At 54.4% G+C, this 13,157-nt stretch carries 9 protein-coding genes; 2 read left to right on the plus strand and 7 right to left on the minus strand.

What is annotated here, in order from left to right; all coding sequences use genetic code 11:
- Window position 1: 1 nt before the first annotated feature.
- From V6D20_24165 to V6D20_24195, 7 genes are all read right to left on the minus strand, one after another.
- Complete coding sequence (locus tag V6D20_24165; GenBank protein HEY9818876.1) at window positions 2-2,188, minus strand: PAS domain S-box protein; 2,187 nt, start codon at window positions 2,186-2,188, stop codon at window positions 2-4.
- 205 nt (window positions 2,189-2,393) lie between these two features.
- Window positions 2,394-3,365 (minus strand): NAD-dependent epimerase/dehydratase family protein, encoded by a 972-nt coding sequence (locus V6D20_24170; GenBank protein ID HEY9818877.1) that lies wholly within the window; start codon window positions 3,363-3,365, stop codon window positions 2,394-2,396.
- A 45-nt stretch (window positions 3,366-3,410) separates the two neighbouring features.
- Window positions 3,411-4,547 carry a hypothetical protein gene (locus V6D20_24175; GenBank protein ID HEY9818878.1) on the minus strand — a complete coding sequence of 379 codons (1,137 nt, stop codon included), beginning with the start codon at window positions 4,545-4,547 and terminating at the stop codon, window positions 3,411-3,413.
- A 103-nt stretch (window positions 4,548-4,650) separates the two neighbouring features.
- Complete coding sequence (locus V6D20_24180; protein HEY9818879.1) at window positions 4,651-6,003, minus strand: mechanosensitive ion channel family protein; 1,353 nt, start codon at window positions 6,001-6,003, stop codon at window positions 4,651-4,653.
- Between the two features lie 453 nt (window positions 6,004-6,456).
- Complete coding sequence (locus tag V6D20_24185; GenBank protein HEY9818880.1) at window positions 6,457-9,786, minus strand: pentapeptide repeat-containing protein; 3,330 nt, start codon at window positions 9,784-9,786, stop codon at window positions 6,457-6,459.
- Between the two features lie 229 nt (window positions 9,787-10,015).
- Window positions 10,016-10,954, minus strand: coding sequence for a hypothetical protein (locus V6D20_24190; protein HEY9818881.1), 939 nt, complete (start codon window positions 10,952-10,954; stop codon window positions 10,016-10,018).
- A gap of 115 nt (window positions 10,955-11,069) precedes the next feature.
- Window positions 11,070-11,894 carry a C40 family peptidase gene (locus V6D20_24195; GenBank protein HEY9818882.1) on the minus strand — a complete coding sequence of 275 codons (825 nt, stop codon included), beginning with the start codon at window positions 11,892-11,894 and terminating at the stop codon, window positions 11,070-11,072.
- Here V6D20_24195 and V6D20_24200 point away from each other — a divergent pair.
- Both V6D20_24200 and V6D20_24205 read left to right on the plus strand, forming a co-directional pair.
- Window positions 11,888-12,832 carry a serine hydrolase gene (locus V6D20_24200; protein HEY9818883.1) on the plus strand — a complete coding sequence of 315 codons (945 nt, stop codon included), beginning with the start codon at window positions 11,888-11,890 and terminating at the stop codon, window positions 12,830-12,832. The genes V6D20_24195 and V6D20_24200 overlap by 7 nt on opposite strands.
- Window positions 12,829-13,157, plus strand: a 329-nt coding sequence (locus V6D20_24205) for a THUMP domain-containing protein (protein HEY9818884.1), incomplete at its 3' end; no start/stop codon positions are given. The genes V6D20_24200 and V6D20_24205, both read left to right, overlap by 4 nt.

The raw sequence follows: 13,157 nt of genomic DNA on the forward strand, positions 1-13,157 counted from the left end.
TTTACACCGGTGCCGGGGCAATGGGCAGCGCTACAGTGACCGTGGTGCCGGACTGGGCCGTGGATTCAATGGTGAGAGAAGCATGATGCGCTTCAATGATCCGCTTGGTGACGGCTAGACCTAGGCCATTACCTGAGGATTTAGTGGTAAAAAAGGGCTGGGTGAGCTTATCCAGCACCTCTGGTGGAATGGGTGGGCCGCCATTATGGACTTGCAGCCAGATGTGTGGCTGTGGATCAGGAGAGGTGAGCACACAGGTGACGGCGGCTTGATCCTCCACGGCTTCGCAGGCATTGTTAACCAGATTAATCACCACTTGTTTGAGCTTATCGCGATCGCCCTCAATCCAAATGGGTTGTGCTGCCGGCTGAAAGATAAGAACGCGATCGCAAACAATAGGTAAGCTACGCATAGAGTCTAGTACTTCGGTCAGGAACTGGTTGAGCTCTATGGGTTGGCGATCAAGCTGCTGTTCTTTGGCATAGAGTAAGATTTCATTGAGCAAGCGCTGCAACCGATCGGATTCTTCTAGCGCCAACTGTAATCGCAGGTGCGATCGCTCCGAGAGTTCATCCTTAGCTAAAGCATTCAAGCCCATCCAAACGGTGGTGAGAGGATTACGTACCTCATGGACAATCATTGCCGTCAGTTCGCCAATTTCTGCTAGACGGGCGCGGGCGGCCTCGGCCTGCTGACGTTCGGTAATATCTCTAGCTAGGGCAACAATGAGGCGGCGATCGCCAAATTCAAATAAACCAATACGCACTTCCACAGGAAAGGTACTGCCATCTTGACGACGATGTACCCCTTGCACCGTAACCGGATGGCTGGGGGTCAAATTATTCCAAAGCGCCTGCAGTTGCGATAAGGAAAGCGCCACCTGAATATCTGACACTGAGCGGTGTAACAGGTCTTCTCGGGTATAGCCGAGGTTATGGCAAGCTTGCTGATTGGCATCCACAATTTGCCCGTTGCGATCGACCACGAAAACCGCATCGGCAGCCTGCTCCACCAAGGCTCGAAAACGACGCTCACTGTCTCGCAGCGCTTCTTCCGTCTGCTTGCGTTCTGTGATGTCATTCATCACCGATAAAATGCAGTCTACCCCATGAATATCAATACGTTCTGCGGAATATAGAACTGTGCGCAACTGTCCTGCTCGCGTTTGCAACTGATACTCTTGGTTACGAATAATTGGGTTAGCCTCAAACAACTGGATCATCTGGCGGCGATCGCCCTCATCGCTCCAAACCCCTAAATCTACTGTTGTTTTCCCCAGCACTGCCTCAGCCTCTATGTCTAGAAATTGCAGAAAACTATCATTTACTTCAAGCAACTGACCGTCTTCCATGCGGCTGAGCAGTACCGGGTTGGGACTGGAGCGAAAGGCTTTCTCAAATTTTTCTTCGGAAATTCGTAGAGCGGCCTCCGCCTGTTTGCGTTCAGCGATCGCGTCTAGCACCTGCTGGAACATCACCTCGAAGGCCGATATGACATCCCGCAGTTCGTCTAAATGCTTATAGGACGTTGATTCAAAGCTAGCCGGGGGGCGATCGTCACGAATGGCCGATCCAGCCCGCAGCAAATCTTGTCGCAGTCGCAGAATAGGAGAGATCAGGGTGGCGTCGAGAACAATAATGGTGGCAACGGTGACAAACACCGAAATAATCAGCACTAATCCAGCAATTCGCCAGATAAAGGCATAGATTTCCTGCTCCACCGTGGTGGTATCATGACGAATCATCAGGGCATACTGACCGTCGAACAACGCCATCGGCCACACGGCATCGTAGCGGTGGAGCGATCGTTCTAGGCGGGCTCCGCGACCATCAGCATTGATGGAGTCATAGTCCAACTGGGGTGCTTCTCCAAACACGCCCATTAACGTACCGTCCGCTCGATATAGAGCCCCACCCACCACCACCGGGTTTTCCTGGATACGGCTGATCTGGGCAAGTACCTGCTGGGAATCGTCGAGGTTGAGCGATTGCTGTCGCAGCACCCCAGAGGATTCTGCCAGGGAAATGGTTTTGAGATATTGTAAGAGTTCTTGCTCGCGGCGGTAGACCGAGGGAATGAGGATGATGGCCTCAATGGTGACAATACTGCCAAACACCCACAGCACAATACGCCGTGATAGACGGGCTTGGAAGAGAAACCGGAGTCGTTGTAGTCGGTCTGACAGCATAGGGACGCAAACTAATCATGATCCTAATCAGGGGCTTAGATCGATAATATAGCGCTCCTTCACTTGTGGTCAGCTTCCCATGGATCTAGGCATGAATCTATAAGTTTCTTGTTATCCCTGTGGGTGGGCAAGCATTCCCATCAACTCCATGATCGAGGTATGGATGGTGCAGCGATCGCCCCCCAGTAGACGTCCCTGCGATTCCTCACGCCTCACCCGGCTGCTGCCGCTTCAAAGCCTCTCTTAGTGTCTCTTCCACCGATCGGGGATGCCAACCTAGTTCCTGCCGTGCCTTGGTGGCATCGACCCGCACACAGCGATCGTAAATATAATGCACCCGCTCTCGGCTGATAGGCGGCTGCCAGTTGAGCAACCGACCGATGGGATCGAGCAGATAGCCTGCTGCCCGCACCACCAGCTTGGGCATTTCTACCGGTGGTGCCATGCCCGTTTCTTGACTGAGGAAGTTGAACATCTCCCGAGTCGATAATTCTCCCGCCGAAATGATGTAGTGGGCTCCGTTGGGAGCTTGATCCGCCGCCAGTAGCATCGCCGCCACCAGGTCATCAACATGGACAATTCCGGTGATGCGATCGCCCCCCGCCCAGACCTTCAGCTTGCCGGCAAGAAACGCATCCATCACCGGCCCAAAGTGAGGATCATCGGCTCCAAAAATGCCCGACGGCATGACGCTCACGGCGTAGAGCCCCTCTTTTACTGCCCGATCGACAATTTGCTGGGCCTCATACTTCGTGCGATCGTAGGCCGAGGAAAAGCCCTCTTGGGTGCGCTTAAAGGTTTCATCAATCAACTGCCCTTGGGTATCGCCGTAGACACCAATGGTGCTGCAATAGACCAGTTTGACCCCTAGCGCCTTGGCCGTTTCTGCTACTGCCCGCGTGCCATCAATATTCACCCGAGCCATCTTGTCCGCATCCACGACCCCCAGTTCCACATAGGCCGCCGTATGGAAGACCACATCCACGCCCGCCATCGCCGTTTTTAGGGCCCCGCGATCGCCAATATCGCCATAGGCAAACTGCAGCGCACAGCCCTGGAGGCGATCGCAATGACTGGTTTCCCGTACAAAGCCGACGACCGTATCGCCGCGTTGCTCTAGGGCCTTCACCAAATGGGATCCGGTGAAGCCATTTGCGCCCGTTACTAGTGCTTTCATGGGCGATCGCCCTCCTCACAACACAACCATCCTAAACGCCTTGACCTAGCCAAGGTGCTTTTCATAGATTCGATAGGTTTTATAGATCTGGCCACCGGTTGCCTCAATCAGCTTCCGAGACGGCATGTTGTCTTCATAAACCCACGATAGTTCAGCCTTTTTGTAGGGCTTCCCTTTTTTGAAGCCGCCGGCCATACCCAAGTATCCCAGCCCCAGAGGCACCATCTTACGTCGATACTCGGGCAATGAACAGATGGCAATCACCCGCCCTTGGTCAATCTGACGACGATACCATAGGAATTTGAGGATTCCCAACCAGTTGAGCCGTCCATTGACATGCTTGAGAGGGATGTTGTAATCGGGAAATCCCATAAAAAAGCCCACCATTTCACCGTCGTATTCCGCAATGGGAAACACATCTGGATCCACTAAGGACTGAAGTTCCTTGGCATCATCGAGAAACTCCTCTAGGGTGCGTGGCGTGGAACTCCAATTGTTGGTAAAGGCTTTATTGAACAGGTGATAGAGCCCCACACAGTCTTCCTTGAAGCCCTCACCTTTGGTGCGAATAGGACGAAAGGTGACCCCCGACTTGAGCGCCACGCGATAGCCTTTCTCAAATCCTGCCGCTAATTGTTCCGGGAAGAACTCATAGGCATAGGCATCTTTAGCCTTTGCCCAGCCATCCCGCTCGATGAACTCGGGATAGTAGGCGGGATTGTAGGGCATCATCACCTGAGGTGGTGTGTCAAAGCCATCCACCAAAAAGAGACAGTCATTGTGGGTGGACAGGTTAATGGGCCCCCGCACCCGCGTCATGCCCTGCTGCCGTAGCCAGTCTTCCGCCGCGCGAAATAGAGCTTGGGCGATCGCTTCCTCGGGCATACATTCAAAGTAGCCAAAGAGCCCAATCGCTTCGCCCTCCCGTTCAACTAACCGTTGGTTCACCGCCGCCACAATCCGGCCCACAACGCTACCGTTTTGGGTGGCAATAAAGGACTGGAGCGTTCCATAGGTGCGAAAGATATAGTCTGGCGCAAGCTGCTTGGCAATGCTGCTGCGGATGGGAGGCACCCAGTTGGGATCTTGGGCATACACCTTAGCCGGTAGATCGAGGAAGGCGTCTAGATCAGCGGCGGTTTCAACGGGGCGGACGATGAGATCGGGGGCAGTTTGAACCATAGGGTTGACAGGGAGTGACAGAGGGTGAAATAACTATCCGTTCAAAGCATAGGATAGGCTATGCAGTCCGGGCAACGTCTAGTTGGGTGGAGCTAGGGGGCAATCACTCCGGACTTATAGTTTGAGGTTTTATGGGGAAATCTCGAAACATCAGGGTGTAAATTTCCGTAGGCATTTCAATACCAACGGCCCGCAATTTCTCTTGGATCGCCTGGGCGGCATCAGAGGTCACCTGAAGGAATGATTGTTGCCTTGAATTCACCCAGAATCGCACTTTTAGGTTGACAGTACTGGCTGCTAACTCTTGAACCAGAACCAAAGGGGCCGGCTCTACCTCGATTCCCGGAACGAGTGTTAATGCGTCGAGAATTGCCTGTCGCGCAGCATTAATATCAGCATCACAGTCAACTCCCACCATCACGTCACTGCGCCGCACGGGAGAAGCCGTGTTGTTAATCACAGAACTTTGAAACACCTTTTGGTTGGGAATATAAACCAATCGCCCATCATAGGTGATCATGGTTGTGGCTCGGAGCTGAACCTGCACAATGGTTCCTTCATAATCACCAATCACCACTTGGTCGTTGATGCGAAAGGGCCGGGCTGCCAGTAGAATGACACCAGACATGTAGTTGCTCAACACATCTTTAAGGCTAAAACCAATCGCAACACTGGTGAGCCCTAAGGCTCCCAGTAAGGCAGCAAAGTCTAGTCCCAAAACCCCTAGGGCAATAACACTACCCAGTACCCAAACCCCGCCGTAGCACAATCGCCCAATTAAAATTTCAGTGCTGCGATCGCCCTCGGTTTCTTCTGCCCATAACAGTCCTAAGCGTCGCACTCCCCTAGCAACCGTCCAGGTCACGCCAACAATGAAGAACGCCCCTAGCAACGACGGCACTAAATCAATTGTGCGACCCACCAACTGACGTCCAGTTCCATCCAAACGCTGTAGGGCATCAACGGCTAGATTAGGCTGTACCAGAACTTGATTTAGTCGATCGGCCCACTGTTGAGCTAACGTCTCGATCGTGACATCAAAATCCACAGCATCTTGTGACGTGACCGTCATCAGCACTCGGTTGTTGACCTTGAGCAGGGCCATTTGACGAGATGGATCGAGCTGCACCGTGACCGGTTCAATCGCGTTTGGCTGATTCAACAGTCCAGCAATGCGACGGCTAATGACACGGGCGCGATCGGCAGCACTCAACTCTGGCAAGCTGCCTACCTGAAGAACCGGCTGCCCTCGCACCAAGACATCGGCGAAGAATATCCCATCTTCCATCGTCTCGCTAGAGGGTTCTATCGTCTCAGGGGGTGCAACCGGAGAAGAACTCGTAGAACTATCCTCCGATACATCTTCTCCGTAGGCAGGAAGTCCTACGCCAAGCAACACGAAGGTGAGTAAAATAAGTTGAGCCGCCAATTTTTCTGTGCCTATTAGGAGAGACACAAAGACAGTTCGCTTCTGACTGGGTGAGCGTTTGTTAAAGAGGTTCACGAAAAGCGTCGTGGGTCATCACTAGAAGGTTTGAGGTCGGCAAGGCTCTTTTGCATTTTATCTCGCTTAGCGGTGAATGCTGCGATTTTCCATGGATTTGGAGCTTGAATCGATAGGCAATAGGGCGGGAATTTAGCTGAATTTTGTAGGTGGATCAGGAGGGGCGATCGCTTTCATCCGGGTAGACTGAAGTTGGTCTGGGGAGCGATCGCTTTCATCCGGGTAGACTGAAGCTGGTCTGGGGAGCGATCGCTCTTGGCTAGGTAGACTGGATCTGGCTTGGGGAGCGATCGCTATCGGTGGGGGTGAGGGAGATAGAGTTATTGGATCAATGAGTCGTACCCCTTGCAGCGAGATCTCTACCAGGGGTGCCTGGTGTATGAGCCAAAGATCGCAACGCTGAAATCAATGGGGTCGTCTCTCTTCCACCCACTGAGCCGCCGCTTCTAATGTCTCGAAATATTCTTCATGAAACATCACGCCTGCCAGGCGATCCCAATCTCGATTGGGGTCAAGGGTGAGATGGTTTGGTAGAGCGGCATTGCAAAGGAGGGGGGGATGCTCACCTTCCATCTGCTCGAGCGTCAGGTTCTGAGTAGTGCTCAATTTGGTTTCGATAAGTAAAGCACTATTGAGGTTGGCTCTGTAGAGGTTGGCTCTGTAGAGGTTGGCTCTGTCGAGATTGGCGCTGTCGAGGTTGGCGCTGTCGAGGTTGGCTTCGTAGAGGTTGGCGCTGGAGAGGTTGGCGCTGGAGAGGTTGGCGCTGTAGAGGTTGGCGCTGTAGAGGTTGGCTCTGTAGAGGTTGGCTCTGTAGAGGTTGGCTTCGTAGAGGTTGGCGCTGTCGAGGTTGGCGCTGTCGAGGTTGGCGCTGTAGAGGTTGGCGCTGTCGAGGTTGGCTTCGTAGAGGTTGGCGCTGGAGAGGTTGGCGCTGGAGAGGTTGGCGCCGGAGAGGTTGGCGCTGTCGAGGTTGGCGCTGTCGAGGTTGGCTTTGTCGAGGTTGGCGCTGTCGAGGCTGGCTTTGTCGAGGTTGGCTTTGTCGAGGTTGGCTTTGTAGAGGTGGGCGCTGTAGAGGTTGGCGCTGGAGAAGTTGGCGCTGGAGAGGTTGGCTTTGTAGAGGTTGGCGCTGTCGAGGTTGGCGCTGTAGAGGTTGGCGCTGTAGAGGTTGGCTTTGTAGAGGTTGGCGCTGTCAAGGTTGGCGCTGTAGAGGTTGGCTTTGTAGAGGTTGGCGCTGTCAAGGTGAGGCCCAACCGTCTTGGCAAACGTTGCCAGACCAAGAGCATCCGCGTAGTGAATAATGTTGAGAAGTTGGTCGCTTTCAAAGTCTTCTGTCTCTGGGTCACCGCAGGGATGAAACCAAATGTTAGGTCGGGGGGTATCTTTAGGCAAGTCAGGATAGTCGTCCAGCTGGGCAGCGGCATGGAGTTTGAACAGCACAATCATCACATTGAGGACTGTAAACACATCTACCTGCCTGAGTCCTGTGGGAATCTCCTGCTTTCGCAGTTGCAGCAGTTTCTTTTGGGGTAGGTTTTCATTGGGGGGAGCATCCAAAAAGTCGTTCTGGCACCAGTGCTGATAAAAAGTGTGGAGTCGCTTGAACAGCCGTACCTGATCGATGTCGCTTTCCTCTAGCAGTTCAAACAAATAGGCAACAATTTCTTGGCTGAGACCGCCATAGCCAAACACATCATAAATTTGTTCATTTAGTGCCCGGTCATCTAACCGGTATCGGCTGCGCTTATCTACCTCCGTCCAGGCTTCAAAAGCTACAATCAGTCGCTCAGCAAACAAGTATTCTCCAAAGCTCTTGTGGGCAAATTCTACTGACCCTTGTTTGTCCCCTTCTCCTGGTTTGAGGTAAAAGGTGGTCAGCAAATTGTTGAGAGCCTTATCCTCCGATTGTCCGGTCGTTTCCTGAGCTTGTTTCAGCAGCTCACCCATGGGGTTGCTGCTGTCCTGAAACCGCTGCTTCACCATCTCCAAACGGGCTGTTTCATTGCCTGCCTGCACGACACAGAGCGCGGCTTCCTGCAACACCTCTCGCAGATCGTCTAGGTTGTCTAACCCCGATAGCCGCAGGTTTTCATCTTGCCGCTGTTGCTCCAGCACCCAGTTCACCGATTCTCGATAAATCCGCAGCTTGGCCTGAATCTCCTGGTTGGATCCCGTTTGGGTCTTGGCAAACATGTCTTGGGTCAAATGACCTTCCCGGTTCAGCCGCGCCAGCAAATACAGGAGCAGCGGTTCCCGGGCCAACGTGTTAGTAATGTCCTTGGGGCAGGCCGTGAGAAACTGCTGCAAGGTGTTGACTGCATCGTCTCCAAAGATGGCTTTCCAGTTGGTAAGCCATTGTTCTCGCACCTGATTCCCCATCGGCTCCAGCCGCACCCGCTCTAAGTCTTTGTTTTGGGTAATCAGCCGATCAATCCCTTGCAATGCCAACGGCCTGCCGGTTACCAGTAACTGATGATTACTATTCTTCTGAAAGCCTGTCACCTGCTGTAAAAACTCTTTCAAACCTCCGGTGGCTCGTCCCTCTAGCAGCAATTCGTCAAAGCCATCCAAAATAATCAGAAATCGCGTATTTTTATCCGCCAACCAGTCCGATTCTCCCCGCACAAACTGCACCTGCTCTAAGTCTGGGCAGTCTTCTAGGGTCTCTGTTAGGTTATTCGCTAAGGTTCGTATCTCCCGCAACCGAATGTGTAGCGGAATAAAGGCGTCGCCAAATTCAGTCCGAACCCAGTCGGCAATCATGCGGCAAAACACAGATTTCCCCCGCCCCGCGTCCCCTTCTATAAACATCACCTTGCGGGGTTTATCGGCTGGCTGCTCTAAAATTTGCCTTGTCCATGCATGGCTACAGAGGGGTCTGACCTTCCAGTCTACATCCCCATCCTGGGTCAAGGGCTGCACCTCTAGGCGCACATAGATGTCCTTAAAGCGCACCTTGGGATTGCTTTCATCAAACACCTGCTCCAAGGGCAAGGGTTCAATCTTCGTTTTCAAATAGTCATCGATGCTGTCGTAGCGCTCTTGTGCCTGCCGTCCTCCGGTGCGGTAAAACTCTGCCAGCGGCTCCACACTCTCCCCCGCTTCCGCAATAGCCTGATGAAAATAACGATGACTGCCCCACAGCACTTGATCCACTAACTGCTGAGCTGAATTGTCCTCTAGTCCTACCTGCTGCAACTGCTCCGTCAGGGCTGCTCCAAATTTCTGGGCCAACTCCGACTCTCGAAATTTCGTGGTGATCAGCTTAGCCTGGGCTGTGGCCAGTTCTGTTTTGTCTAATCGCGTCAGTTGCCGCTCGATCACAGCCTTGAAGGATAGTTGTGCCAGTTTGGCTTTAGTATCTTCATCCTGGAGGCGTCCCAGCACTGTTTCTAAACTTTGGAGGTAGGCCAGTTGGGCAACAATCGCCACGGAACTCTCGAAGGTGGGATCTACTTTTGCCATGGCTAGTCCCAGCTTTAGTAAGTTGGTGCCGATAGACACAAAGGGAAGTCCGGCCATGGCCAACTGGATCATCGGGTCATCCAGCGCCTTGAGCAGCGGTTCTGCTTTCTGTGCGTAGGGGGCAAGTTGCTGAATTTTGGCGGCATTGTCCTGCCAGGCTTCTGCTGTATCTGGCAGAGTCTTGATAGCTTCGATCCCCTGTTCTGCCACATTGCCCCAGGGGATAGCCTTCACGTCGGTATTGAGAAACTGCCAAAATCCCTGGAGCGCTTTCATAGCTAATCTGGATCCCTAATGTCTCCACGATGATAGCCGTATTCCTAGTGAAGCTGCCGCTTGGAACGTCGGGAGAACACCTCTAGAAAGGAATCAGATCTTGCTGTAAAGCATGGGTTATCGATCTTAGAGATGGGAGAAGACTGGGACTGAAAAGGTATAGGGCTGGGATTCACAGAATGGGTCTGGCGTATCAGGATATCTCAGTATGACAAAAGGGGGATAAGAATTAGGAGGGGCGATCGCTCCCTGTCCGTTGTTCATCCAGCCAAACTAATCCTGCTCCACCCGCTTCAGCTAAGATGCTCACCAAACGATAGATGGCTACGGCGCTGAGAATAATGGCGGGGGGCAGACCGCTGTTGCCTTGGCGTAAAATGGCGATCGCTGTCACCTCAAATACGCCCAATCCTCCTGGCGCACCGGGTACCACCAATCCCAGCAGCCAGGCAAAGCCAAAGGCACTGAACAGCAGCGGCACTTGGTAGCCCTGCACCGGCACCAACACTTGCACTGTTAAGACAAAGCCGATGCCCCGCAGGATCACAAAAACGAGTTCTCCTAGGAAGGGTTTGAGGGGATAGTGGTTGAGGCCGAGGGGGGCGGCCGGGGATGCGTCGCGGTTGGTGAGGCGGCCCTTGGTGCGCTGTAGGTAGAGCAGGGGTGGGTTGAGCACTCGGGGATGGACGATGCCCAGGATCAGGATCAGGCTGAGCAGGGGCAGGATCCAGTTGGGCTGGGGGCTGCTGAGGAGGGCGATCGCCAAGGCGGCGGCGGCCATTAGCAAGGGTTCCAGCACCACGCTCAGGGTCGAGACCCCTAAGGGCACGCCGGCATTGTGGGTGGCCCAGACGCGCCCGTAGAAATGCCAGACATTACCGGGCAAGTATTTGGCAATATTGGTTTTTAGGTAGGTGGAGATGCTCCAAGCGGCGGTGACCGGTTGCTTGAGGTCGTGCAAAATCCAGCTCCACACCCAGCCCGACCAAATGTGGGCCATCAGGGTCACGCCGAGGGCGATCGCGCCACTGGCCCAGCCTGCCCCGGTGATGCGAATGGCCATCACCTCCTGCCACTGGTTGCGCAGGGCCGCCAGCAGGAAGAGGATCATACCGCCGAGAATTACCCAGCGGAGGTAGGGTTTGAGGGCCTTAAGTCGCGGAATCATACAGGGGCGAGCGCCGTGCTTGGATGGTGGCCATGATAGCGAACAAGGGCCGGGCCGCGGAAATCTCTGGATGATGGTCGCAATAGTCGCCGCGTAGGCGTCTTGCCTGCCGCAATCAGGGCCGCGATCGCCATTGGGGTTGCCCCGTAGGCTGGTAGCTTTGGGTGATCCGCCCCGCCCCGCGCAGTTGGGTGTAGTAGGCGGTGCTGATGGAATTTTCGTCGGGCGTCAGGCGATCGATGCCGATGCCGTTGCGCCCCTGGCTCTCACCAGAACTGTGCAGGTAGTAGCGATCGCCTAGGTAAAAGCCTACATGGGTAATCCGCTCCGGGGTGCCAAAGAAGACCAGATCACCCAATTGCAAGGGCTGGAACCAGTCGTCTGGGACTCCTGCCGGTGGCAGTTCAGCTAGCCAGGTTTGGGGTAGGGCAGCGCGGGTGAAGTCGGCCTGTTGGTAGGCATCGCGGGGTAGCCAGATGCCCAGGGTCATAAAGGCTGCCTGCATCAAGCCGGAGCAGTCGTAGTTGGGGCCCGCCGTGCCGCCCCAGAGGTAACGGTTGGGACGATTCATCCAGTTCAGCAAAATAGTCACCACCGCCGGCATCTGGGTCTGAATGGTGGTGGCGCTGGGGGCGATCGCTTTGTAGGGAGTCTCCACCGACTCTAGCCTGGGGAGATCTTCCATCGCTAGCCATCCCGGATAGTCGTCTTCCACTAGGCACACGGGCACCGCGATCGCCTCCGCCCCCTGAGGGGATGATAAGATACGCAATTGACGACCGGCGATCGCTTGGGTCGCGAGGCTGGTGAGGTCTGGCGAACTATAGAGGTTAATAGCCGTGCGGCATTGGTAGCCCAGGGGGGCATCGGTCGCCGTCAGCAGGTCATCAGCAGACACCATAGGCAACAGGATCAACAGGATAACGGGAACCCATGCCATTCTTTCATAAAGATGTCGTCCTAGAACAGGCGGGCGATCGCATTTTAGACGCCGTTTGGCAAGAATTTCCAACCCTGGCTCGCAATCAGTTGGCCATGACCTGGGTGGTCTACGATCAGCCGGTGATGGTGAATACCGGCGGGGCCCTCAGTCCTGATGCCTTTTGGGCGCGATCGCCTCGGGGTTTTTCCTATCGCGGCGTGGAGCGCATCTACCCTGCCAGCGTGGTGAAGCTGTTTTACCTGGTGGCGGTGCATGAATGGATTCAGCAGGACATGATCCAAGCCACGGCGGAGCTGGATCGAGCGGTGCGCGACATGATTGTGGATTCCAGCAACGACGCTACCAGCCTAGTGATGGACATGCTCAGCGGCACCACTAGCGGCCCCGAACTATCTGCTGGGCCGTTTGAAACCTGGAAATATCAGCGCAATATCGTCAACCGCTACCTGCAGTCTCTCAATTGGGAAGAATTCGCCACCATCAACGCCAACCACAAAACCTGGTGTGATGGTGCCTATGGGCGCGAACGGGCGTTTTTGGGCGAGGCCATGGAAAACCGCAATATGTTGACCACGGAGGCTACGGCGCGGTTGGTGCATAGCATTGTCGGGGGGGTGGCGGTGTCGTCGGAGCGATCGCAGGCGATGATGGCGCTGATGAAACGCAGCCTCAATCCAGCCGATCTGGCTGCCGATCCTGAAAATCAGGTGACGGGTTTTCTAGGCGCAGGAGTGCCTCAAGAGGCTTCAGTATGGTCGAAGGCAGGGTTGACCAGCAAGGTACGCCACGATGCCGCCTATATTGAGCTGCCGAATTACTTACCCTATCAGCTTGTGGTGTTCACGGAAGGTAAGGAACATAGCAATAACGAAGCGATCTTACCGTTCATATCTCACCAGGTTGCCCAAGCCATGCAGGGTCTTTCTCAATTATGACCCAGTATTTTGCCACCGTTGCTCGGGGTCTGGAAGACCTCGCCGCTCAGGAACTAGAGTCCCTCGGCGCGCAGCATGTATCAACCACCTTTGCGGGAGTTGGCTTTGAGGGCGATCGCTCCCTTCTTTACCGCGTCAATCTCTGGGCGCGGCTGCCGTTTCGGATCTTGATGCAGCTCACTACCTTTTCCTGCGCCAATGATAAGGCCCTCTATCGCGGCATTCAGTCCATTGACTGGTCGCAGTATCTCACCCCAGAGCAAACCTTAGCAGTGCGGGCGACGGGTAAAAATCCCCAGCTTAACCATACCCATTTCTCTGCCCT

This window comes from Candidatus Obscuribacterales bacterium, from assembly GCA_036703605.1.
Lineage (GTDB): Bacteria > Cyanobacteriota > Cyanobacteriia > RECH01 > RECH01 > RECH01.

What these genes read in the sequence shown, in the direction of transcription:
- V6D20_24185 (HEY9818880.1), bottom strand. Translation starts at nt 9,786, where the DNA reads ATGAAAGCGCTCCAGGGATTTTGGCAGTTTCTCAATACCGACGTGAAG.
- V6D20_24195 (HEY9818882.1), bottom strand. Translation starts at nt 11,894, where the DNA reads ATGGCATGGGTTCCCGTTATCCTGTTGATCCTGTTGCCTATGGTGTCT.
- V6D20_24200 (HEY9818883.1), top strand. Translation starts at nt 11,888, where the DNA reads ATGCCATTCTTTCATAAAGATGTCGTCCTAGAACAGGCGGGCGATCGC.
- V6D20_24165 (HEY9818876.1), bottom strand. Translation starts at nt 2,188, where the DNA reads ATGCTGTCAGACCGACTACAACGACTCCGGTTTCTCTTCCAAGCCCGT.
- V6D20_24175 (HEY9818878.1), bottom strand. Translation starts at nt 4,547, where the DNA reads ATGGTTCAAACTGCCCCCGATCTCATCGTCCGCCCCGTTGAAACCGCC.
- V6D20_24190 (HEY9818881.1), bottom strand. Translation starts at nt 10,954, where the DNA reads ATGATTCCGCGACTTAAGGCCCTCAAACCCTACCTCCGCTGGGTAATT.
- V6D20_24170 (HEY9818877.1), bottom strand. Translation starts at nt 3,365, where the DNA reads ATGAAAGCACTAGTAACGGGCGCAAATGGCTTCACCGGATCCCATTTG.